23 protein-coding genes are annotated in these 22,189 nt (G+C 70.5%); 18 read left to right on the top strand and 5 right to left on the bottom strand.

The genetic code is table 11. The annotated features are described in order from the left end of the window. Positions 1-227 precede the first annotated feature (227 nt). Genes aroC through aroQ form a run of 4 tightly spaced genes read left to right on the top strand, consistent with a single transcriptional unit; the run spans position 228 to position 3,463 of the window. Positions 228-1,433 carry a chorismate synthase gene (aroC, locus tag A5705_RS04115; protein ID WP_067881046.1) on the top strand — a complete coding sequence of 402 codons (1,206 nt, stop codon included), beginning with the start codon at positions 228-230 and terminating at the stop codon, positions 1,431-1,433. Continuing rightward, complete coding sequence (locus tag A5705_RS04120; protein WP_068275609.1) at positions 1,433-1,957, top strand: shikimate kinase; 525 nt, start codon at positions 1,433-1,435, stop codon at positions 1,955-1,957. The genes aroC and A5705_RS04120 overlap by 1 nt, the downstream gene beginning before the upstream one ends. After that, positions 1,954-3,042, top strand: coding sequence for a 3-dehydroquinate synthase (gene aroB, locus A5705_RS04125; RefSeq protein ID WP_068275612.1), 1,089 nt, complete (start codon positions 1,954-1,956; stop codon positions 3,040-3,042). The genes A5705_RS04120 and aroB overlap by 4 nt, the downstream gene beginning before the upstream one ends. Beyond that, positions 3,035-3,463, top strand: a complete 429-nt coding sequence (gene aroQ, locus A5705_RS04130; protein WP_068275616.1) for a type II 3-dehydroquinate dehydratase — start codon at positions 3,035-3,037, stop codon at positions 3,461-3,463. The genes aroB and aroQ overlap by 8 nt, the downstream gene beginning before the upstream one ends. Here aroQ and A5705_RS04135 read toward each other — a convergent pair. Beyond that, on the bottom strand, positions 3,460-4,182 hold the full coding sequence (locus A5705_RS04135; RefSeq protein ID WP_197521234.1) for a B-4DMT family transporter: 723 nt from the start codon (positions 4,180-4,182) through the stop codon (positions 3,460-3,462). The genes aroQ and A5705_RS04135 overlap by 4 nt on opposite strands. A gap of 33 nt (positions 4,183-4,215) precedes the next feature. Between A5705_RS04135 and A5705_RS04140 the strand changes: the two genes are divergently transcribed. The 6 genes from A5705_RS04140 (at position 4,216) to A5705_RS04165 (ending at position 10,338) form a co-directional block, all read left to right on the top strand. Next, positions 4,216-5,316, top strand: coding sequence for a Xaa-Pro peptidase family protein (locus A5705_RS04140; protein ID WP_068275618.1), 1,101 nt, complete (start codon positions 4,216-4,218; stop codon positions 5,314-5,316). A gap of 120 nt (positions 5,317-5,436) precedes the next feature. Beyond that, positions 5,437-5,958 carry a PE family protein gene (locus tag A5705_RS28945; RefSeq protein ID WP_197516995.1) on the top strand — a complete coding sequence of 174 codons (522 nt, stop codon included), beginning with the start codon at positions 5,437-5,439 and terminating at the stop codon, positions 5,956-5,958. A gap of 120 nt (positions 5,959-6,078) precedes the next feature. Beyond that, positions 6,079-6,642, top strand: a complete 564-nt coding sequence (efp, locus tag A5705_RS04150; protein ID WP_067880650.1) for an elongation factor P — start codon at positions 6,079-6,081, stop codon at positions 6,640-6,642. Beyond that, positions 6,639-7,103, top strand: coding sequence for a transcription antitermination factor NusB (gene nusB, locus A5705_RS04155; protein ID WP_067880652.1), 465 nt, complete (start codon positions 6,639-6,641; stop codon positions 7,101-7,103). The genes efp and nusB overlap by 4 nt, the downstream gene beginning before the upstream one ends. Continuing rightward, on the top strand, positions 7,100-7,498 hold the full coding sequence (locus tag A5705_RS04160) for an antitermination protein NusB (RefSeq protein ID WP_068275620.1): 399 nt from the start codon (positions 7,100-7,102) through the stop codon (positions 7,496-7,498). The genes nusB and A5705_RS04160 overlap by 4 nt, the downstream gene beginning before the upstream one ends. Before the next feature lie 5 nt (positions 7,499-7,503). Further along, positions 7,504-10,338 (top strand): aminotransferase class I/II-fold pyridoxal phosphate-dependent enzyme, encoded by a 2,835-nt coding sequence (locus A5705_RS04165; protein WP_068275623.1) that lies wholly within the window; start codon positions 7,504-7,506, stop codon positions 10,336-10,338. 5 nt (positions 10,339-10,343) lie between these two features. On the opposite strand, the gene A5705_RS04170 is transcribed toward A5705_RS04165, so the two are convergent. Both A5705_RS04170 and A5705_RS04175 read right to left on the bottom strand, forming a co-directional pair. Next, positions 10,344-10,550 carry a hypothetical protein gene (locus A5705_RS04170; protein WP_067881048.1) on the bottom strand — a complete coding sequence of 69 codons (207 nt, stop codon included), beginning with the start codon at positions 10,548-10,550 and terminating at the stop codon, positions 10,344-10,346. Positions 10,551-10,567: 17 nt separating this feature from the next. Beyond that, positions 10,568-10,876 (bottom strand): hypothetical protein, encoded by a 309-nt coding sequence (locus tag A5705_RS04175; protein ID WP_068275626.1) that lies wholly within the window; start codon positions 10,874-10,876, stop codon positions 10,568-10,570. Positions 10,877-10,975: 99 nt separating this feature from the next. Between A5705_RS04175 and A5705_RS04180 the strand changes: the two genes are divergently transcribed. Beyond that, positions 10,976-12,361 carry an ATP-binding protein gene (locus A5705_RS04180; protein ID WP_231982361.1) on the top strand — a complete coding sequence of 462 codons (1,386 nt, stop codon included), beginning with the start codon at positions 10,976-10,978 and terminating at the stop codon, positions 12,359-12,361. On the opposite strand, the gene A5705_RS04185 is transcribed toward A5705_RS04180, so the two are convergent. Both A5705_RS04185 and A5705_RS04190 read right to left on the bottom strand, forming a co-directional pair. Further along, positions 12,343-13,011: a response regulator transcription factor gene (locus A5705_RS04185; protein WP_068275630.1), complete on the bottom strand. Its 669-nt coding sequence runs from the start codon at positions 13,009-13,011 to the stop codon at positions 12,343-12,345. The genes A5705_RS04180 and A5705_RS04185 overlap by 19 nt on opposite strands. Before the next feature lie 4 nt (positions 13,012-13,015). After that, positions 13,016-13,822 carry a hypothetical protein gene (locus A5705_RS04190; RefSeq protein WP_068275635.1) on the bottom strand — a complete coding sequence of 269 codons (807 nt, stop codon included), beginning with the start codon at positions 13,820-13,822 and terminating at the stop codon, positions 13,016-13,018. Between the two features lie 346 nt (positions 13,823-14,168). Here A5705_RS04190 and A5705_RS04195 point away from each other — a divergent pair, with 346 nt between their 5' ends. The 7 genes from A5705_RS04195 (at position 14,169) to A5705_RS04225 (ending at position 22,184) form a co-directional block, all read left to right on the top strand. Beyond that, positions 14,169-15,407: an MFS transporter gene (locus tag A5705_RS04195; protein ID WP_068275813.1), complete on the top strand. Its 1,239-nt coding sequence runs from the start codon at positions 14,169-14,171 to the stop codon at positions 15,405-15,407. Between the two features lie 123 nt (positions 15,408-15,530). Next, positions 15,531-16,280 carry a GntR family transcriptional regulator gene (locus A5705_RS04200; RefSeq protein ID WP_067880677.1) on the top strand — a complete coding sequence of 250 codons (750 nt, stop codon included), beginning with the start codon at positions 15,531-15,533 and terminating at the stop codon, positions 16,278-16,280. After that, positions 16,277-16,504 carry a ferredoxin family protein gene (locus tag A5705_RS04205; RefSeq protein WP_066972033.1) on the top strand — a complete coding sequence of 76 codons (228 nt, stop codon included), beginning with the start codon at positions 16,277-16,279 and terminating at the stop codon, positions 16,502-16,504. Before A5705_RS04200 ends, A5705_RS04205 begins: the two co-directional genes overlap by 4 nt. A gap of 16 nt (positions 16,505-16,520) precedes the next feature. After that, complete coding sequence (locus A5705_RS04210) at positions 16,521-17,909, top strand: ABC transporter substrate-binding protein (protein ID WP_067880680.1); 1,389 nt, start codon at positions 16,521-16,523, stop codon at positions 17,907-17,909. Beyond that, positions 17,906-18,772 carry an ABC transporter permease gene (locus A5705_RS04215; protein ID WP_067880683.1) on the top strand — a complete coding sequence of 289 codons (867 nt, stop codon included), beginning with the start codon at positions 17,906-17,908 and terminating at the stop codon, positions 18,770-18,772. The genes A5705_RS04210 and A5705_RS04215 overlap by 4 nt, the downstream gene beginning before the upstream one ends. After that, positions 18,769-19,509, top strand: coding sequence for an ABC transporter ATP-binding protein (locus A5705_RS04220; protein WP_067880687.1), 741 nt, complete (start codon positions 18,769-18,771; stop codon positions 19,507-19,509). Before A5705_RS04215 ends, A5705_RS04220 begins: the two co-directional genes overlap by 4 nt. After that, on the top strand, positions 19,506-22,184 hold the full coding sequence (locus A5705_RS04225) for a fumarate reductase/succinate dehydrogenase flavoprotein subunit (RefSeq protein WP_067880690.1): 2,679 nt from the start codon (positions 19,506-19,508) through the stop codon (positions 22,182-22,184). Before A5705_RS04220 ends, A5705_RS04225 begins: the two co-directional genes overlap by 4 nt. The last annotated feature ends 5 nt before the right edge of the window (positions 22,185-22,189 follow it).

Here is a 22,189-nt window from a genome sequence, read left to right on the forward strand (position 1 = left end):
CCAACTCCGACGACGCCCGCGTTACGGCCGCGCCCTGACAGACCAGATCGAAAAGCTGACGTTTGACCGACCTCGCAGTCGGATGACCACGCGGCATAGCAACCTCCAAAATCAGTGGATGTTGCGTTGACCGTATGAATCCGCGCGAGTAGGTCGCACGCTCACGTCGATCTCAATGCGACCTCTCGGATTTAAGTCCCCACTTGAGCCCGTGGGAGAATGACCGGGTGTTGCGCTGGATCACCGCCGGAGAATCCCATGGCCGCGCGCTGGTGGCCGTGGTGGAAGGCATGGTCGCCGGCGTGGGGGTCACCTCCACCGACATCGCCGACCAGCTGGCCCGGCGCCGCCTCGGCTACGGCCGCGGCGCGCGGATGAAGTTCGAGCGCGACGCGGTGACCATCCTGTCCGGCATACGCCACGGCGTCACGCTCGGCGGGCCCATCGCCGTCGAGATCGGCAACACCGAGTGGCCGAAGTGGGAAACCGTGATGGCCACCGACCCGGTCGACCCGGCGCAACTGGAACACAGCGCGCGCAACGAACCGCTCACCCGGCCGCGGCCCGGCCACGCCGACTACGCCGGCATGCTCAAGTACGGCTTCGACGACGCCCGGCCGGTCCTGGAGCGGGCCAGCGCGCGGGAGACGGCCGCGCGCGTCGCGGCCGGGACCGTCGCCCGGTCGTTCCTGCGCCAGGCGCTGGGCGTCGAGGTGCTCTCGCACGTCGTCGCGATCGGCCCGTCGGCGCCGTACGACGGCCCGCCGCCGCGCGTCGAGGACCTGCCCGCCATCGACGACAGCCCCGTGCGGGCGTTCGACAAGGCAGCCGAGGCGGCAATGATCGCCGAGATCGAGGCGGCCAAGAAGGACGGCGACACCCTCGGCGGCGTGGTCGAGGTCGTCGCGCTGGGCGTGCCGGTGGGGCTGGGGTCGTTCACCAGCGGCGACAACCGGCTGGACAGCCAGCTGGCCGCCGCCGTCATGGGCATCCAGGCGATCAAGGGCGTCGAGATCGGCGACGGCTTCGAGACCGCGCGCCGCCGCGGCAGCCGGGCGCACGACGAGATGTACCCGGGGCCCGACGGCGTCGTCCGCTCGACCAACCGGGCCGGCGGGCTGGAAGGTGGCATGACCAACGGGCAGCCGCTGCGGGTGCGGGCCGCGATGAAGCCCATCTCCACCGTGCCCCGGGCGCTGGCCACCGTCGACATGGCGACCGGCGACGAGGCCGTCGCGATCCACCAGCGCTCGGACGTGTGCGCGGTGCCGGCCGCCGGGGTCGTCGTCGAGACGATGGTGGCGCTGGTGTTGGCCCGCGCGGCGCTGGAGAAGTTCGGCGGCGACTCGCTGGCCGAAACCCGCCGCAACATCGAGTCCTACCGGCGCGCGGTCGCCGACCGGGAAGCGCCGGCCGCGCGCGGTACCGCGTGATGGCGCCCAAGGCGGTGCTCGTCGGGCTGCCCGGCTCGGGCAAGTCCACCATCGGGCGGCGGCTGGCCAAGGCCCTCGGCGTCGGCCTGCTCGACACCGACGCCGCCATCGAGCAGCGCACCGGCCGCACCATCGCCGACATCTTCGCCGCCGACGGGGAGCCGGAGTTCCGCCGCATCGAGGAGGAGGTGGTGCGCGCGGCCCTGGTGGAGCACGACGGCGTCGTCTCGCTCGGCGGCGGCGCCGTCACCACCGCCGGCGTGCGCGACGCGCTGGCCGGCCACACCGTCGTCTACCTGGAGATCGGCGCCCGCGAGGGGGTGCGGCGCACCGGCGGCGGCGCCGTGCGGCCCCAGCTGGCCGGGCCCGACCGCGCCGAGAAGTACCGCGCCCTGCTGACCGAGCGGGCCCCACTGTACCGGCGTGTCGCGACCATCCGGGTCGACACCAACCGCCGCAACCCCGGGGCGGTGGTCCGCCAGATCGTGTCGCGTCTGCAGGCGCCCAGCGAGGCCGCCCGGTGACCGACGACAGCGGACCCGTCACCGTGCACGTGGCCGTCGACGAGCCGTACCCGGTGATCATCGGCACCGGGCTGACCGGCGAGCTGGAACGCGTGCTGGCCGGCCGGCACCGGGTCGCGATCCTGCATCAACCGGTGCTGGCCGACACCGCCGAGGCCATCCGAAACGGGTTGGCCGACAAGGGGATTGACGCGCACCGCATCGAGATCCCGGACGCCGAGGCCGGCAAGGACCTGCCCGTGGTGGGGTTCATCTGGGAAGTGCTGGGCCGCATCGGAATCGGCCGCAAGGACGCCCTGGTCAGCCTCGGCGGCGGCGCGGCCACCGACGTCGCCGGCTTCGCGGCGGCCACCTGGCTGCGCGGCGTCGACATCGTCCACGTGCCCACCACCCTGCTCGGCATGGTCGACGCGGCCGTCGGCGGCAAGACCGGCATCAACACCGAGGCGGGCAAGAACCTGGTCGGGGCGTTTCACCAGCCACTGGCGGTCCTAATCGACCTGGCGACGCTGAAAACCCTGCCGCGCAACGAACTCGTCGCCGGCATGGCCGAGGTGGTCAAGGCGGGGTTCATCGCCGACCCGGTGATCCTGGACCTCATCGAGGCCGACCCGCAGGCCGCGCTGGACCCGCAGGGGAAGGTGCTGCCGGAGCTGATCCGGCGCGCGATCGCGGTCAAGGCCGAGGTCGTGGCCGCCGACGAGAGGGAGTCGGAGCTGCGCGAAATCCTGAACTACGGCCACACGTTGGGGCACGCCATCGAGCGCCGGGAGCGCTACCGCTGGCGGCACGGCGCCGCGGTGTCGGTGGGCCTGGTGTTCGCCGCCGAGCTGGCCCGGCTCGCCGGCCGGCTAGACGACGCTACCGCGGCGCGCCACCGCGCCATCCTCACCTCGCTCGGCCTGCCGGTCAGCTACGACGCCGACGCGCTGCCGCAGTTGCTGGAATACATGGCCGGCGACAAGAAGACCCGCGCCGGCGTGCTGCGGTTCGTCGTCCTGGACGGGCTCGCAAAGCCGGGCCGGCTGACCGGACCGGACCCCGCGCTGCTGGCGGCGGCCTACGCGGCGGTGGCCCATGAGTAAGACCGTGCAGGTCATCAACGGCCCCAACCTGGGCCGGCTGGGCAGGCGCGAGCCCGACGTCTACGGGGACACCACGCACGACCAGCTGGCCGCGCTGATCGAACGCGAGGCCACCGCGCTCGGGCTCAAAGCGGTTGTGCGGCAAAGCGATAACGAGGCGGAGCTGCTGGACTGGATCCATGCGGCCGCCGACTCCGGCGAGCCGGTGATCCTCAACGCCGGCGGCCTGACCCACACTTCGGTGGCGCTGCGCGACGCGTGCACCGAGCTGAGCGCGCCCCTGATCGAGGTGCACATCTCCAATGTGCATGCGCGCGAGGAGTTCCGGCGCCACTCCTACATCAGCCCGGTCGCGACCGGCGTGATCGTCGGGCTGGGGATCCAGGGCTACCTGCTGGCCCTGCGCTACCTGTCCGGCTAGCCCTTTTCCGGCTCCTCGCCCGGCTTGCCGTGCCTGGCGTCGTCGGTGCGGATCACCTCGGTCTTGGCGTCGTCGCCGGCGGTCGGGATGGCTTCGGAACGCGTCTCCCGCCCGGCGGTCGGGATGGTTTCCGTCGGCGCATCGCGTTCCGCGGTCGCGACCGACCCGGTGCGCTCCTCGGCCCGTGCCCCCGCGGCCGTCTGCGCGGGGATCTCGCCGGTGGGCGTCTCGTCGCCGCGGACGGCGGAGAAGACGTCGGTGTCGGCGCGCTCGTCGTCCGCGCCGCGCGGGCGGGGCGGCGGGTTGCGGTCGACGCGCCAGCGGCCCACCGCCACCCCGACGATCCCGGGCACGAAGACGAGCAGCGCGGTGAACGCCGCGAACGTCGTCACCTCGTTGATCAGCCCCCCGGTGTACAGGCCCTGGTAGAACAGCGCGATGAGCCAGCACACCGCGCCGCTGACGATGCCCGCGAACAGGCCGGCCAGCAGCCAGGTCATCGCCAGGTCCTGGCGGCGGTCCGGGTCCGGCTGCGCCTTGGCGTCGGCCCGGCCGTCCAGCACGCCCCAGATCACGACGCCGATCACGTACAAGATCAGCAGCACGACGCTGATCAGTCCCGCCTGCGTCTGCCACGCGTTGATGAGCGCACCTTGGAGCAGTCGAAGTACCACCATGGCCGCGGCGAACACCAATCCGCGCAGCATCCACGTCCTCATGGAGGAAAAGCGTAGCGAGTACCGTCAAGGGTCGTGACACATTCCCAGCGTCGAGACAATCTGAGAGCGCAAATCGGGGCCGCCGGCCTGGACGCGATGCTGATCACGGACCTGATCAACGTTCGCTACCTGTCGGGTTTCTCCGGGTCGAACGGCGCGTTGCTGGTTTTTGCCGACGAGCGCGGCCCCGTGCTGGCCACCGATGGCCGCTACCGGACGCAGGCGGCCGAGCAGGCACCCGATCTGGAGGTCGCCATCGAGCGGGCCGTCGGGCGCTACCTGGTCGGCCGGGCCGCCGAGGCGGCGGTCGGCAAGCTGGGCTTCGAGAGCAACGTGGTGACCGTCGACGGCTTCGACGCGCTGACCGGCGAGCTGGCCGAGCGCGGCGCGAACACCGAGCTGGTGCGGGCCGCGGGGACGGTCGAGGCGCTGCGCGAGGTCAAGGACGCCGGCGAGGTGGCGCTGCTGCGGCTGGCCTGCGAGGCGGCCGACGCCGCGCTGGCCGACCTGGTGGAGCGCGGCGGCCTGCGGCCCGGCCGGACCGAACGCGAGGTCAGCCGCGAGCTGGAGTCGCTGATGCTCGACCACGGCGCGGACGCGATCTCGTTCGACACCATCGTGGCCGCCGGGCCGAACTCGGCCATCCCGCACCACCGCCCGACCGACGCGATGCTGGCCGACGGCGACTTCGTCAAGATCGACTTCGGCGCCCTGGTCGCGGGCTACCACTCCGACATGACCCGCACGTTCGTGCTGGGCAGGGCCGCCGAGTGGCAGCTGGAGATCTATCAGCTGGTCGCCGAGGCGCAGCGGGCCGGCCGGGAGGCGCTGGAGCCCGGCGCCGACCTGCGCGACGTGGACGCCGCCGCCCGCCGGCTGATCGCCGACGCCGGCTACGGCGAGCAGTTCGGCCACGGTCTGGGACACGGGGTGGGCCTGCAGATCCACGAAGCGCCGGGAATAGGGGCCACGTCGGCCGGAACGCTGCTCGCCGGCTCCGTGGTGACCGTGGAACCCGGCGTCTACCTGCCCGGCCGCGGCGGTGTCCGCATCGAGGACACGCTGTTCGTGGCGGACGGCCGGCTCCCCGAACTGCTGACCCGATACCCGAAGGAGCTGGCCATTCTGACTTGACGGCGGATCCCGGGCCCCCGCCGGTGCTGAGGCGCACTGCGAATGCCCAAAAGTTAGCTTCCTGTTAAGTCGCGTCCGCGTAGCCGCGCGCTATGCTCACCGGATGAACGGGCCGACATGTTGAACCTGATCGCGACACCGGAATTAATCTCAAGTGCCGCAACCGATTTGGGCACTATCGGCGCGAACCTCAGCGCGGCGCACACGGCGGCGGCCGCCCCGACCCTTGCGTTGAACCCGGCCGCCGCCGACGAGGTCTCGGTCACCGTCGCGCACCTCTTCTCCCGGCATGCCCAGGAATATCAGGGGTGGGCCGGGCAGGCGGCGGCGTTTCAGGAACAGTTCGTCCAGCACCTGAGCGCGGGCGCCGGCTCGTATGCTTCCGCCGAGGCGGGCAACGCCGCGGCGCTGCAGCCCCTGGCCGCGAGCGCGGGCCCGATCGCCAACGTCATCGCCACCGTGGGGGGCGAGATTCAGAGTTTCCTCGACAACGCCCTCGCTTCATTCACCCAGTTGCTCAGTTCGTTGTCGGGCTTCTTGCTTCCGCTGATCCGCGAGGCGATCGCCTTGTCGGCCGCGTTGTTTTTCGTCTTCGTTCTTCCCACGATAGAAATCGCGCTCAACATTCTTGTGGCCCTCTAGGGAGGGCGGACGCGAGGCCGTCGGCGGCCGCGGCACGGGTAATCTCTACGGGGTGCCCAGGTCTGGGCAGGCAATCCCGGTTCCGGTGGAACCGGCCATCCCGTAGGAGATACACCGACCGTGGCAAGTACTGCCGACTTCAAGAACGGACTGGTGCTGGTGATCGACGGCCAGCTGTGGCAGATCGTCGAATTCCAGCACGTCAAACCCGGCAAGGGGCCGGCCTTCGTGCGCACCAAGCTCAAGAACGTCGTGTCGGGCAAGGTGGTCGACAAGACCTACAACGCGGGCGTCAAGGTCGAGACCGCCACGGTCGACCGCCGCGACACCACCTACCTGTACCGCGACGGCTCGGACTTCGTCTTCATGGACAGCCAGGACTACGAGCAGCACCACCTGCCTGAGTCCCTGGTCGGCGACGCCTCGCGGTTCCTGCTGGAGAGCCTGCCGGTGCAGGTGGCGTTCCACAACGGCGCGCCGCTGTACATCGAGTTGCCGGTGTCCGTCGAGCTGGAGGTCACCCACACCGAGCCGGGCCTGCAGGGCGACCGGTCGAGCGCCGGCACCAAGCCCGCCACGCTGGAGACCGGCGCGGAGATCCAGGTGCCGCTGTTCATCAACACCGGGGACAAGCTGAAGGTGGACACCCGGGACGGCAGCTACCTGGGCCGCGTCAACGCGTGAGCCGGGCCGCCAAGGGACGACATCAGGCGCGCAAGCGCGCCGTCGACCTGCTGTTCGAGGCGGAGGCCCGCGGCCTGAGCCCCGCGGAGGTGGTCGACGTGCGCGCCGCCCTGGCCGACGCGAACCAGGACGTCGCGCCGCTGCACCCGTACACGGCCGCGGCGGCCCGGGGGGTCAGCGAGCACGCCGCCCACATCGACGACCTGATCAGCTCGCACCTGCAGGGCTGGGCGCTGGACCGGCTGCCCGCGGTGGACCGGGCCGTCCTGCGGGTCGCGGTGTGGGAGCTGCTCTACGCCGACGACGTGCCGGAGCCGGTCGCCGTCGACGAGGCCGTGCAGCTGGCCAAGGAGCTGTCCACCGACGAGTCACCGGGCTTCGTGAACGGCGTGCTGGGCCAGGTGATGCTGGTGACGCCGCAGATCCGGGCGGCCGCCCGCGCGGTCCGCGACGAGTCATGACGCGGCTGGAGCTGCGCGTCGCCGTCGCCGCGTTCCTGGCGGCGACGGTGGTGCTGGGTGCCGTGGTGTGCGCCGCCTACGGGTGGACCATCGCCGCGTCGGCGCTGGCGATCTACGCGCTGGGCGTGGGCGCCTGGCTGTACCACTCGATCGAACGGCTGATCGTGGCCCGCCGCATCAGCACCGTCCGCTCGGCGGCCAGGCCGCTGCAGCCGCTGCTGCCGGTGATGGCCGCCATCATGGGCCTGACGCAGGCGGTGGTGCGGTCACTGACCGACGTCACCGAGCTGCCGGCCCGCAGCCGGGAGCTGCCGGTGCTGCGCTGGATGGACGCGACGCGGCCGAATCGGCGAACTCTGAACGGCGACGACGGAGGGGACGAGCGGGCACAATAGTCCAGATGGATCGAGACAGCGCCCGTCCGCGCCGGCTTCGTGTGTCGGCGCTGGCGGCAGTGGCCAACCCGTCCTACACGCGCCTGGACACGTGGAACCTGCTCGACGACGCCTGCCGTCACCTCGGCGAGGTCAGTCGCGCCGGGCTGGACATCGAACACGATGTGTGTCGGGTGCGGCGGCTGATGGATCGGCTCCGCGCTTACGAGCGGTACTGGCTATACCCGGGCGCAGCGAATCTGGCGAAGTTCCGCGGTCTCCTCGACAAGCTCTTGCCGTTGCGGCTGGCAGAGGAGGTGTCGCTGGCCGTGCGGCTGCTTAGTGAGTATGGCGACCGCGCAGGGCTTTTCGACACCTCGGCGCCGCTGGCCGAGCAGGAGCTGGTGGCGCAGGCCAAGCGGCAGCAGTTCTACACGGTGCTGCTCGCCGACGACGCCCCGGAGAACGCGCCCGACAGCCTGGCCGAGTGCCTGCGCGCCCTGCGCGACCCGTCCGACGGCGTGCAATACGAGCTGCTGGTGGTTCCCAGCATCGAGGACGCCATCACCGCGGTCGCGCTGAACGGAGAGATTCAGGCGGCGATCATCCGCCACGACCTGCCGCTGCGGTCGCGCGACCGGGTGCCGCTGATGAACACGCTGCTCGGTGCCGCCGAACACGACGACGTGCTGGCGACGGACCACCAGGACTGGGTGGAATGCGCCGAATGGATGCGGGAGCTGCGGCCACACATCGACCTCTACCTGCTCACCGACGAGTCGATCGCGGCGGAGACCGAGGACGAACCCGACGTCTACGACCGCACGTTCTACCGGCTCAACGACGTCACCGACCTGAACAGCACCGTCCTGGCGGGCCTGCGAAACCGTTTCGGCACACCGTTTTTCGACGCCCTGTGCGCCTACGCGGCGGCCCCGGTCGGCCAGTTCCACGCGCTGCCCGTCGCGCGCGGCGCCAGCATCTTCAACTCCAAGTCCCTGCAGGACATGGGCGAGTTCTACGGCCGCAACATCTTCATGGCCGAGACGTCGACCACCTCCGGCGGGCTGGACTCGCTGCTGGACCCGCACGGCAACATCAAGAAGGCGATGGACAAGGCGGCCGTGACCTGGAACGCCAGGCGCACGTATTTCGTCACCAACGGCACGTCGACGGCCAACAAGATCGTCGTGCAGGCCCTGACCCGCCCGGGCGACATCGTCCTCATCGACCGCAACTGCCACAAGTCACACCACTACGGCCTGGTGCTCGCCGGGGCCTACCCGCTGTACCTGGACGCCTACCCGCTGCCCGAGTATGCGATCTACGGGGCCGTGCCGCTGCGCACGATCAAGCAGGCGCTGCTGGACCTCGAGGCCGCCGGCCAGCTGGACCGGGTGCGCATGCTGCTGCTGACCAACTGCACCTTCGACGGCGTCGTCTACAACCCCCGGCAGGTGATGGAGGAGGTGCTGGCGATCAAGCCCGACATCTGTTTCCTGTGGGACGAGGCGTGGTACGCGTTCGCCACCGCGGTGCCGTGGGCGCGGCAGCGCACCGCGATGGTGTCCGCCGATCGCCTCGAGCAGATGCTGGCGTCACCGGAATACGCCGCGGAATACCGCGATTGGGCGGCATCCATGGAAGGGGTGGACCGGTCCGAGTGGGTCGAGCGGCGGCTGCTTCCCGACCCCGCCCGGGCGCGGGTGCGGGTGTATGCGACGCACTCCACGCACAAGTCGCTCTCGGCGTTCCGGCAGGCGTCGATGGTCCACGTCCGCGACCAGGATTTCCGGGCTCTGACCCGCGACGCGTTCGCCGAAGCATTTCTGACCCACACCTCGACCTCACCCAACCAGCAGCTGCTGGCGTCGCTGGACCTGGCGCGCCGCCAGGTCGACATCGAGGGCTTCGAGCTGGTCCGCAACACGTACAACATGGCGCTGGTGTTCCGGCACCGGGTCCGCAAGGACCGGCTGATCGGCAAGTGGTTCCGCATCCTCGACGAGTCCGACCTGGTGCCCGACGAATTCCGCGCCTCGTCGGTCAGCTCCTACCGCCAGGTCCGCCAGGGCGCGCTGGCCGAGTGGAACGAGGCGTGGCGCTCCGACCAGTTCGTGCTCGACGCCACGCGGGTCACCCTGTTCATCGGTAAGACCGGAATGAACGGCTACGACTTCCGCGAGAAGATCCTGATGGACCGCTTCGGTATTCAGATCAACAAGACCTCCATCAACAGCGTGTTGCTGATCTTCACCATCGGGGTCACCTGGTCGAGCGTGCACTACCTGCTCGACGTGCTGCGCCGCATCGCCACCGACTTCGAGCGCACCGAAAGCATCAGCGGCAAGGAGGATCGCGCCCTGCAACGGCGCCGGGTCGAGGAGATCACCGAGGACCTGCCGCACCTGCCCGACTTCAGCGAATTCGACGTCGCCTTCCGCACGGTCGACGCGTGCAAGTTCGGCGACATGCGGTCGGCCTTCTACGCCGGATACGAGGAGTCCGACCGCGAGCACGTCCTGATCGGCATGGCCGGGCGGCGGCTGGCCGAGGGCAGGACGCTGGTGTCCACCACGTTCGTGGTGCCCTACCCGCCCGGTTTCCCGGTGCTGGTCCCGGGCCAGGTGGTGAGCAAGGAGATCGTCTACTTCCTGGCCCAGCTGGACGTCAAGGAGATCCACGGGTACAACCCCGACCTCGGGCTGTCGGTCTTCACCGATGCCGCGCTGGCGCGGATGGAGGCCCAGCGCAACGCGGCTACGGCCGCGGTCGGCTCGGCGTTCCCGGCCTTCGAGCTGCCGGCCGACGCTTCGGCGCTCAACGGCGACGCCGCGCAGCCGGCCGCCGAACGCGCCTGACGGCGCTATCCGGTGACGGCGGGGAAGTCCGACAGGCCCTGCCGGATTCCGCGGGCGATCGCGTCCTTCTTGACGGGGCTTGCGGTCGGCGCCGCCTGCTGGCAGCTGCAGCTCAGCGTGCTGAACACGCTGGGGTCCGCGGCCGCCGACGCCGATGCGACGACGCCGGCGCCGACGGCGGCGGCCAGTGCGATCAGGATTTTGGTGGTCAAATTCGGCAAGCTGGGTATCACGGCGTCTCCTCGGCGCGGCTCGGCGCATCTTCGGCGTCGATCACCGTCGGCCACGCCGGCTCGGGACTGATGCCGACGACGCAGTCGTCGGATTGATGAAGGCTGCTGATCAGCAGCGCCTGGCAGTTGTCGGCGCCGTCGCGATGACAGGCGTAGAGGTAGCTGCCGGAGACCCGCCGGTCGATGTGCGCGGGCGCCAGGTACAGCGCGGCGTTGTCCATCCAGCCCATCGTGGAATCCTCGACGGCGATGGGCAGTTCGCCCGGAAGATCGGCGAGTACGCGGCGCAATTCCTCGACGTTCATGGCGCCCCAAGGCTAGGAGCGGGTCGCTGAGAAGCCGCTGAGAAACCCGCTGACCTGCGCGGTTTCCCGGCCCGCCCGCGGCTTGGAAGAATCGGGGACGTGCGGTGGTCTGCCGTGTGGCCGGTTCGGCGAAGCTTGGGCATCTCCGCTCGCTCGGCCGCGGTGTCCGCGGTCGTCGTCCTGCTGGCGCTGACGCTCGCCGGCGCGGGGCTGGACGCGCTGCTGTACCGGACGTTGCTGGGCGGCGTCGACGACGCCGCCGCGGGCCGGGTCCGCAGCCTCGCGGCGGCCCTGCGGTCGGGCACCGTCGACGACATCGACAGCGCGTTGCTGACCACCGGCCAGCGCATCGTCGCGATCCAGGTGATCGGCCCCGACGGCAGGGTGCTGGTGCGGTCCGGCTCCGCGCCGAAAACACCGCTGGTGCCCCCGGGCCAGTTCGACTTTCGGTTGCGCAGCGCCCTGCCCGACGACGCGGTGGCGGGCGACGACATGCGGGTCAGCGGTCAACGGGTCGCGACCCCGTCCGGTGACTACACGGTGATCGTCGGAGGGGGCAGCGAGGCGGTCGAGGCGACCGCGTGGGCCGTCGCGCTGCTGCTGGCGTGCGGCGCGCCGATCGTCGTCGGGGTGGCGGCGGGCGCGAGCTACTGGCTCGTCCGCCGCTCGCTGAACTCGGTGGACGCGATCCGCAGCCGGGTGGCCGAAATCTCCACCTCCGACCTGGCCGAAAGGGTTCCGGTGCCCAACAGCCGCGACGAAATCGCGGCCCTGGCGGTCACCATGAACGAGATGCTGTCCCGCCTGGAAGCCGGCCACCGCGCGCAACAACGGTTCCTCGGCGACGCCTCCCACGAACTGCGCAGCCCGCTGGCCACCATCATCTCCGGGCTCGAGGTCGGTGAGGCGCACCCCGAACTGCTCAACGCGGAGCTGACCGTCGACACCCTGCTGCCCGAGGCGCACCGCATGCGCACGCTCATCGAGGATCTGTTCCTGCTGGCCCGGGCGGACGAACGAAACCTGGTGCGGCACAAGGAGGAGATGGCCCTCGATGACCTTGCCGAGGTCGAGGCCGCCCGCGCGCGGCGGGCGACGGGGTGCGCGGTCCACACCGACATCCGCCCGGCGCGGCTGACCGGCGACCCGGCCGCCGTGTCCCGGATGATCCGCAACCTGGTGGACAACGCCGTCCGCCACGCCAACTCGAGCGTCGCGATCGAGGTCGGCAGCAGAAACGGAACCGCCACGCTCACCGTCAGCGACGACGGCCCCGGCATCGCCCCGGCCGAACGGACCCGCGTGTTCGAGCGCTTCGTGCGCCTGGACGCCGACCGCTCGCGCAGCGGCGGCGGCGGGGCCGGCCTGGGCCTGGCGATCGTCGCGGAGATCGTAGCCGCGCACGGCGGCACCATCACCATCGACGACCGGCCCGGCGGCGGAACCAGGATGATCGTGCAGCTCCCTCAGCACAACAGCCGGTAGCCGACGCCCCGGACCGTCTCGATGGTGTTGGTGCCGAACGGGACGTCGATCTTGCGGCGCACGTATCCCACATACACCTCGACGACGTTGTCCGGGCCCTGATGGTGCTCGTCCCACACGTTGCGCAGGATCTCGGCCTTCGTCACCACCACGTCCTTGTTCCGCATGAGGAACTCCAGCACCCCGTACTCGCGGGGGGTCAGCGCGATCGGGGTCGAGCCGCGCTGGACGGTGTGCCGGGCGGGATCGAGCAGCAGCGATCCGGCCGTCAGCACCGCCGGCCGCTCGGGGGCGCCGCGCCGCACCAGCGCCCGCAGGCGCGCCACCAGCACGCGGAACGAAAACGGTTTGGTCAGATAGTCATCCGCCCCGAGGTCGAACGCATCGGTCTCGTCGAACTCGCCGTCTTTGGCGGTCAGCATCAGCACCGGCGTCCACACTTCCCGCGCCCGCATCCGGCGCAGCACCTCGTATCCGTTGTGGCCGGGCAACATGATGTCGAGGACCACGACGTCGAAGCCGTTCTCCGTCGCCCGCTGCAGGCCCTCGATGCCGGTGCCGGCGGTCACCACGGCGAAGCCCTCGGCCTTCAGCCCCATGGCCAGCGTCGCGGACAGTCGCGGCTCGTCCTCGACGATCAGGACTCGCATATCGTCACGCTACGTCGTGCGCGGCCTCCGCCTGGCCCGGGTGACGTCCGGGGCGCTGCGGCAGGACGATCACCAGCGCCACGATGATCGCCGCGATGACCGCCGAGGCCAGGGGGCGGCTCAGCGCCAGCCCGCCGTCGGCGACGGGCTTGTCGAGGAAGTCCCCCACGGTCGCGCCCAGTGGCCTCGTCAGGATGAACGCGACCCAGAACAATGTCACCCGCGAGACCGAGGTCCAGAAATACAGGGCCGCGACCACGGCCAGAGCCGCGGTGAATACCAGCGCACCGCGTTCATAACCGAATCCGCGGGTATCGGCGAGCCAATCGCCGAGCGCGGTACCCAGCGTCTGCGAAAACGTGATGGTCGTCCAGTAGAACGCCTCCACCTTCGGCGTCGAGACGGTGCTGACCGATACCGTTCCCTCCGACCAGCGCCAGACCCCCAAGGTGGTCAGGAGGCAAGCCAATAGCAGCAGCGATCCGCCGGTGTAGCCGATCCCCAGCGATCGGTCGGCGAAATCGGCCAAAGCTGTGCCGAACGTCGTCGAGGCCACGATCGTCGCCCAGTACAGGGCCGCGTGGAAACGCTTGGCGAGGATCTGCGCGGCAACCAGCGCCACCAGCGTGACACCGAAAAGCGCGACGCCAACCAGATACCCCCAATTCTTGTGCGTATCAGCGTGGAAGACGCTCATCGTGAGGGCGTCGCCACCCGTCTCGCCCAGAGTCGTCGCCAAGATTTTGATCACCCAAAAGCCCAGCGTGACCGCGGGCACCTTGGTCAGAGCTTGGTTTGCAGCCTCAGTCATCACACAGTGATCTTCCAGTGTCGTTGTCGTGCATGTCTACGGGAGCCGCGCTGAGAAAACGCTGAGACCGATCAATGAGGTGTCCGGTAACGGATCGGCCACGAATTGCCTGTGCATCACCTTTGAATTTTCGCCCCCGGCGACGGTTGCGGGCAGGCCATGACGTCGAACTCCATTACACCACCAAAACAAAAGGCGTGCAATAGTTTTCACGGTGAACGCGGAATCCGGTCGTGACACTGCTGTTAGCCGCTGGTTAAGAATTGCCTTAGCGTTCAATAAGTTTCACCGCCGCTACGGTCGCCGCTGCGCCCGGTGGCTGCAAATGCTGTGCCACTATGGGTGCATGCTGACGGGGGTGGGCACCAGGTTCGAACTCGGCGCGGGGGCGCGGTGGGCGATCATGGCCATCTCGTTGGGGGTGACGGCAAGCTCGTTCCTGTTCATCAATGGCGTTGCCTTCCTTATCCCTTCGCTGCAGGGTCGTGGCATCCCGCTGGCCGAGGCCGCGCTGCTGGCGTCCATGCCCAGTTGGGGCATGGTGGTCACGCTGGTGCTGTGGGGTTATGTGCTGGACCACGTCGGCGAGCGGATCGTGCTCACCGCAGGCTCGGCACTCACCGCGGCCGCGGCTTACGCTGCGGCGTCGGCCCATTCGCTGCCGATGACCGGTGTCTTTCTCTTCATAGGCGGGATGTCCGCGGCGAGTTGCAACACGGCCGGCGGGCGGCTGGTGTCCGCCTGGTTCCCCGCGCGGCAACGCGGGCTGGCGATGGGAATCCGCCAGACCGCGCAGCCGCTGGGAATCGCTTTGGGCGCGTTGATCATTCCCGAACTCTCCGAACGCGGCCCGCACCGCGCGCTGATGTTCCTCGCGGCGATGTGCACCCTGGCGGCGGTGGCCAGCGCGATCGGGATCGTCGATCCGCCCCGCAAACCCCGCGCGGCGGCCGCCCGCGCGGAACTCGCCAGCCCGTATCGCGGTTCGTTGGTGCTGTGGCGGATCCACGCGGTGGCCGGCCTGCTGATGATGCCCCAGACCGTGACCGTCACCTTCATGCTGGTGTGGCTGATCAACCGGCACGGCTGGTCGGTGGCGGCCGCGGGCGCCGTGGTCACGCTCACCCAACTGCTTGGCGCGGTGGGGCGAATCGCGGTGGGCCGCTGGTCCGACCGCGTGGGCTTGCGGATGCGTCCGGTGCGCACCATCGCGATCGCCGCCGCGCTGGCCCTGTTCCTGCTCGCCGTCACCGACGGCACCGGTTCGGGCTACGACGTGTTGCTCATGATCGCCGTGTCGGTGCTCGCGGTGCTCGACAACGGGCTGGAGGCCACCGCGATCACCGAGGTCGCCGGGCCCTACTGGAGCGGGCGCGCGCTGGGGCTGCAGAACACCACCCAGCGGCTGACGGCCGCCGCCGGGCCGCCGCTGTTCGGCGCGCTGATCATGGCGGCCCACTACCCGGCGGCCTGGGCGCTGTGCGCGCTGTTCCCGTTGGCGGCGGTGCCGCTGGTGCCGGCCGACCCCGAGCATTCGGCTCAGCCGGATCGCAAAGACGAATCTCTCGTCGGGGTGGCGCAATAGCGCTAGGGGCGCGGGTTTTTGCTGGTCGGCCCGCAAGGGTGCCCGGCGCAATACCCTGACCTGCCCCGACGGCCCCGGCTCGGCCGCCCGGAGGGGGCCGGTGAGCCGCGTTAGCGTGACGGCGTGGCGCACCCGATACCGATTCACGGGCCGCGGGCCGACCGGGCCCGCCGTGTCGCCGACGTGCTACGCCACCAGATCCACGCCGGCGCCTACCCCGACGGGCTGCCGGACGAACGCGAGTTGGCCACCGAATTCTCGGTGTCGCGCAACACCGTTCGCGAGGCCCTCGGCGTCCTGAAACACGAGGGGTTGATCGACCGCGGGCCCAAGGTGGGCACCCACGTCGCCCAGCGCAAGTACCCGCACGGACTCGACGCGCTGCTGGGGCTGAAGGAAACCTTCAAGGACCTCGGCGAAGTGCGCAACGAGGTGCGCGCCGCCATGTCGGTGACCGCCCCGCCCTCGGTCGCCCGCCGACTGCGGCTGCAACCGGGGGAGCCGGCGGTGTTCGTGGAGCGCCTGCGCTACCTGGGCGACCTGCCGCTCAGCCTCGACCTCACCTATCTGGTCCCGGATATCGGCAGCCAGATCCTGGACCAAGCGTTGGAGAACTCCCTGGAAAAGGAAGACATCTTCGCGCTCATCGAACAGGTGAGCGGGCGGCCGCTGGGCTCGGCGGCGCTGGCGCTGGAGGCCATCCCCGCCGACGCGCACTCCGCGGCCACTTTGCAGGTGCCCGACGGGGCGGCGCTGCTCATGCTGGAGCGGCTCACCAGCCTCGACGACGGCAGGCCCGTCGACCTGGAATACATCCGGATGCGCGGCGATCGAATCACCATGCGCGGGAGCCTGATAAGGAGCAAGCCATGACGCTCGTCAACAACCGCGCCGATGTGCCGGTCACCATCGACGAGTCGCTGTGCATCGACGGTTGCACGCTCTGTGTCGAGGTCTGCCCGCTGGATGCGCTGGCCATCAACCCGGACACCGGCAAGGCCTTCATGCATGTCGACGAGTGCTGGTACTGCGGGCCGTGCGCGGCCCGCTGTCCCACCGGCGCCGTCACCGTCAACATGCCGTATCTCTTGCGCTGAAACACAAAGGCCCACAATGAAAAAGCACGTCCCCCGGCTGCTTTCGGTCCTCGTCCTCGTCGTCGCGACGGTGTCCGGCTGCTCGCTCGAGTCCCTGTCCCAGTCCTCCGGCGTGGTCAACGTCGTGGTCGGCTACCAGTCCAAGACCATCAACACCGTCACGGCCGGCACGCTGCTGCGCGCGCAGGGCTACCTGGAGCGCCGGCTGGCCGACATCACCACCCGCACGGGGACCAGGTACGCGGTGCGCTGGCAGGACTACGACACCGGCGCCCCGATCACCGCGCAGATGCTCGCCGAGAAGATCGACATCGGCTCGATGGGCGACTACCCGATGCTGATCAACGGATCCAAGACGCAGGCGAACCCGCTGGCGCGCACCGAGATGGTGTCGATCACCGGCTACAACCCCAAAGGTGCGCTGAACATGGTTGTCGTGGCGCCGGATTCGCCGGCGACCACGTTGGCCGACCTGGCCGGTGCGAGGGTGTCGGCCAGCGTCGGCTCGGCCGGCCACGGCACGCTGGTGCGCGCCCTGAGCAAGGGCGGTGTCGCCGGCGTGGAGGTGCTGAACCAGCAGCCGCAGGTCGGCGCCTCCGCGCTGGAATCCGGTCAGGTGCAGGGCCTTTCGCAATTCGTCGCCTGGCCCGGGCTGCTGGTCTACCAGGGCAAGGCCAAGTTGCTCTACGACGGCGCCGAGCTGAACCTGCCCACCCTGCACGGCGTGGTGGTGCGGCGCAACTATGCGGCGGCGCACCCGGAGGTGCTCGGCGCCTTCCTGCAGGCGCAGCTGGACGCCACCGATTTCCTCAACGAACGGCCGCTGGAGGCCGCCCGCATCGTCGCCCAGGCGAGCGGGCTGCCGCAGGAGGTGGTGTACCTCTACAACGGACCCGGCGGCACGTCGTTCGACGCCACGCTGAAGCCGTCGCTGATCGATGCGCTGAAAAGCGATGTGCCCTACCTGAAATCGATCGGCGACTTCGCCGACCTCGACGTCGCAAAGTTCGCCGTCGACGAGCCGCTGCGCGCCGTGTTCGCCGCCCGCGGGCTGGACTACGACGCGGTGCGGGCGCGCGCCGCCAACCCGTCGACCCTGCGCGGTGACCCGGCTCTGGCGAGCGAGCTGTGGCTGGACGGCTCGGACGCGACGCAGACGATCGCGGATCCCACCGGCCTGCTGCAGGCGATCCGGGACGCGACCGCCCGCGGCGCCAGGGTCCGGGCGGCCTACGTCCCGGACGCCGAGCTGGGCACCCGGTGGTTCGCCGACAAGGCCGTCTGGGTGCGCGACGGGCAGGCGTATCACCCGTTCGCCACGGTGGCGGGCGCTCGTCGTTACGTCGCCGCACATCAAGGCAGCGTCGCCGTGGATTACCAACAAGCACTGGGAGGTTCGGTATGACCGCCGAGTTGAGCGAACTGGTTGCCGGGCCCGGCCTGCCCGCGCCCGCCACGGTGCCGGGGGCCGCCCCGCGACGACCGGTGTCGCCGTGGCGATCGCGGGTCGTGCGGCTGGTGTCGGTGGCCGCCGCCGTCGGACTGTGGCAGCTACTCACCGCCGGCAAGGTGCGGCTGCTGCTGCGATTCGACACGCTGCCCACCGTCACGCAGATCGTGCACGCGCTGCAGCGGCGGCTGGGCGCCTACGACTACTGGCTCGACCTGGCTCAGTCATTGCTGCGCATCCTCACCGGCTTCGGGCTGGCCGCGGTGGTCGGCGTGGCGACCGGTGTGCTGCTGGGCCGCTCGCGGGTGTTCGCCGACGTGCTCGGCCCGCTGACCGAGCTGGCCAGACCCGTCCCCGCGATCGCGCTGGTGCCGGTGGCGATCCTGTTGTTCCCCACCGACGAGGCCGGCATCGTGTTCATCACCTTCCTGGCGGCCTACTTCCCGATCATGGTCAGCACCCGGCACGCGGTGCGCGCGCTGCCCACGCTGTGGGAGGACTCGGTGCGCACCCTGGGCGGCGGCCGGTGGGCAGTGCTGAGCCAGGTGGTGCTGCCCGGCATCCTGCCCGGGGTGTTCGGCGGGCTGTCGGTCGGCATGGGGGTGGCGTGGATCTGCGTGATCTCCGCCGAGATGATCTCGGGCCGTCTCGGCGTCGGCTACCGCACCTGGCAGGACTACACCGTGCTGGCGTACCCCAAGGTATTCGTCGGCATCATCACCATCGGCGTGCTGGGGCTCGTGACGTCGGCGGCCGTCGAGCTGGTGGGCCGCCGCGTGACCCGGTGGCTGCCGCGCGCGGAGGAGAACCAGCGATGACCGTCGGAATGAGCCTCGAACTGGACCGGGTTCGCCTGTCCTACACCGGAAAACCCGTGATCGACGGGCTGAGCCTGGCCGTGCGGCCGGGAGAGATCCTGGTGCTCACCGGGCCGTCGGGCTGCGGCAAGTCCACGGTGCTGCGGGCCCTGGCAGGCCTGCTGTCGCCCGACGACGGCCGGGTGCTGGCCGACGGCCTGCCGGTGACCACCACCTCCGGCGACCGCGGCATGGTGTTCCAGGACAACGCGCTGCTGCCGTGGCGCACGGTGCGGTCCAACATCGAACTGGCGCTGCGGCTGCGCGGCGAGCCGCGCGCCACCCGGCGCGCCGCGGCCGAACGCTGGATCGACGAGCTCGGACTCGCCGGCTTCGGGCACTACCTGCCCAAGAGTCTGTCCGGCGGGATGCGCCAGCGCGTCCAGCTGGCGCGCGGCCTGGCCGGGGCGCCGCGCGCGGTGCTGATGGACGAGCCGTTCGGGGCGCTGGACAGCCGGACCCGCGCCGCCATGCAGCGGCTGCTGATCGACACCTGGCGCACCCATCCCACCACGATCGTGTTCGTCACCCACGACGTCGACGAGGCGCTGGTGCTGGGGGACCGGGTCGTCGTGCTGGGCCGGGCGGGCGAACCGGCGCGCGCGTCGCTGGACGTGCCCGATCCCCGCGGCGAAGGACCGCGTGCGGAATTGCGCGCGGAAATCATTGCCGCACTGACTGATTCGGTGGCCGCATGATGGACATCCCGGATCCGGCCGTTCCGCTTCGCCTGGACTGCGACGTGCTGGTCATCGGGGGCGGCACCGCAGGCACCATGGCGGCGCTGTCGGCCGCCGAGCGCGGGGCACAGGTGCTGCTGCTGGAGAAGGCCCACGTCCGGCACTCCGGTGCGCTGGCGATGGGCATGGACGGCGTCAACAACGCCGTCATCCCCGGCAAGGCCGAGCCTGAGGACTACGTCGCCGAGATCACCCGCGCCAACGACGGAATCGTCAACCAGCGCACCGTGTATCAGACCGCCAGCCGCGGCTTTGCGATGGTGCAGCGCCTCGAGCGCTACGGGGTGAAGTTCGAGAAGGACGAGCACGGCGAATACGCGGTGCGCCGGGTGCACCGCTCGGGCTCCTACGTCCTGCCCATGCCCGAGGGCAAGGACGTCAAGAAGGCGCTGTACCGCGTGTTGCGGCAACGATCGATGCGGGAGAAGATCCGCATCGAGAACCGGCTGATGCCGGTGCGGGTCCTGACCGATGACGGTCGCGCGGTGGGCGCCGCGGCCCTGCACACCCGCACCGGTGAATTCGTCGCGGTCGGAGCCAAGGCGGTGATCCTGGCGACCGGCGCGTGCGGGCGACTCGGCCTGCCGGCGTCGGGCTACCTGTACGGCACCTACGAGAACCCGACCAACGCCGGCGACGGGTACGCGATGGCCTACCACGCCGGCGCGGAGCTGTCGGGAATCGAGTGCTTCCAGGTCAATCCGCTGATCAAGGATTACAACGGGCCGGCCTGCGCCTATGTGGCCAACCCGTTCGGCGGCTACCAGGTCAACGCGCACGGCGAGCGGTTCGTCGACTCCGACTACTGGTCGGGGCAGATGATGGCCGAGGTGAAAAGCGAGATCGACTCCGCCCGCGGGCCGATCTACCTCAAGGTGTCGCACCTGCCCGACGAAACGCTGACCGCGCTGGAGAACATCCTGCACACCACCGAACGCCCGACCCGCGGCACCTTCCATGCCAACCGGGGCCACGACTACCGCACCCACGACGTGGAGATGCACATCTCCGAGATCGGCCTGTGCAGCGGCCATTCCGCGTCCGGGGTGTGGGTCGACGAGCACGCCCGCACCACGGTGCCGGGCCTGTACGCCGCGGGGGACCTGGCCTGCGTGCCGCACAACTACATGATCGGGGCGTTCGTGTTCGGCGACCTCGCCGGCACCCACGCCGCCGCGTCGCTGCCCGATGTCGTTGCCCCGCAAGCACTCCCGGAAGACCAGTTGTGCGCCTCGCACGAGCTGATCTACCGCCCGCTGCAGCACCCGGACGGGCCCCCGCAACCGCAGGTCGAATACAAGCTGCGGCGCTTCGTCAACGACTATGTGGCGCCGCCGAAGACGGCGGCCAAGCTGTCGATCGCGGTGCGTACCTTCGACCGGATGCGCGACGAGATCGCCGCGATGGGCGCCCGGAACCCGCACGAGCTGATGCGCGCCGTCGAGGTGTCGTTCATCCGCGACTGCGCCGAGATGGCCGCCCGATCCTCGCTCACCCGCACCGAATCGCGTTGGGGCCTCTACCACGATCGCGCCGACCTACCCGTGCGCGACGACCACCGGTGGGGTTATCACCTCAACCTGCGCAAGGGGCCCAACGGCGAGATGGCGTTCCTCAAGCGGCCCGTCGCACCCTATTTCGTGCCCGTCCCGGAGCTGGACGGTCTGCCCCCCGTCGACCAGACCGTGCAGGAGGTGGAGCAGCCGCCGCTCGTCGGCGGCCAGGCCCCGGCCACCGCCGGCTCCCGGATTCCCTCGGCCGCACCGGCTTTCGAGCCGCCGTCGCCGCGCATCGCCGAGGTGCTGGCCCTGGAGGAGCCTACGATCGCCGACCTGGAGCCGTATCTGGCCGACCCCGATCCCGGCGTGCGGCGCACCGCGGTGGCCACGCTGACCGAGCACATTCCCGACGGCTACGCCCCGGCCCTGTTCGCGGCGCTGGACGACGCCGACGCCGCGGTGCGACGCACCGGCGCCGAAGGCATCCGCGAACTGGTGGAGGTGCTGCCGGACCCCGCCGGCGCCCGCGCCCGCCTGGGCTCCCGCGACGCGGTGGTGCGCGCCGCCGCGGTTCACGTGCTGGCCGCGCGCCGGGCCGGCGATGCGGCCGAATACCGCCGCGCGCTGGCCGATCCGGAGCACCGGGTGCGGATCGAGGCGGTGCGGGCGCTGGTGTCGGTCGACGACGTGGCCGGGGTCGTCAAGGCCACGGGCGACGAGAGCCGGGAGGTCCGCATCGCGGCGGTCGCCGGCCTGGCGACGCTGGGTGACGGCGCGGGGACGGTGAGCGCTCTGCTCGCCGACCCCGACCCGCTGGTGCGCGCGGCCGCGCTGGCCGCGCTGGGCGAATTGGGTTGGGGGCCCGGCGATATCGCGGCCGTCGAGGCGGCGCTGCGGGCGCCGGCCTGGCAGGTGCGGGAGGGCGCGGCGAGGGCGCTGTCGGGTGCGGCGGCCGGCGTCGCCGTGCCGCTGCTGGCCGAGGCGCTGGGCGATGCCCATCTCGACGTGCGCAAGGCGGCCGTGCTGAGCCTGACCCGGTTCGCCGGCGAGCCGGTCGCCCGCGATGCGCTGGGCATCGCGCTCAAGGACGGCGACGCCGACGTGCGGGCCTACGCGCGGCGGGCGCTGGAGTAGGGCCG

The organism is Mycobacterium sp. E787 (assembly GCF_001668725.1).
Classification (GTDB): domain Bacteria; phylum Actinomycetota; class Actinomycetes; order Mycobacteriales; family Mycobacteriaceae; genus Mycobacterium.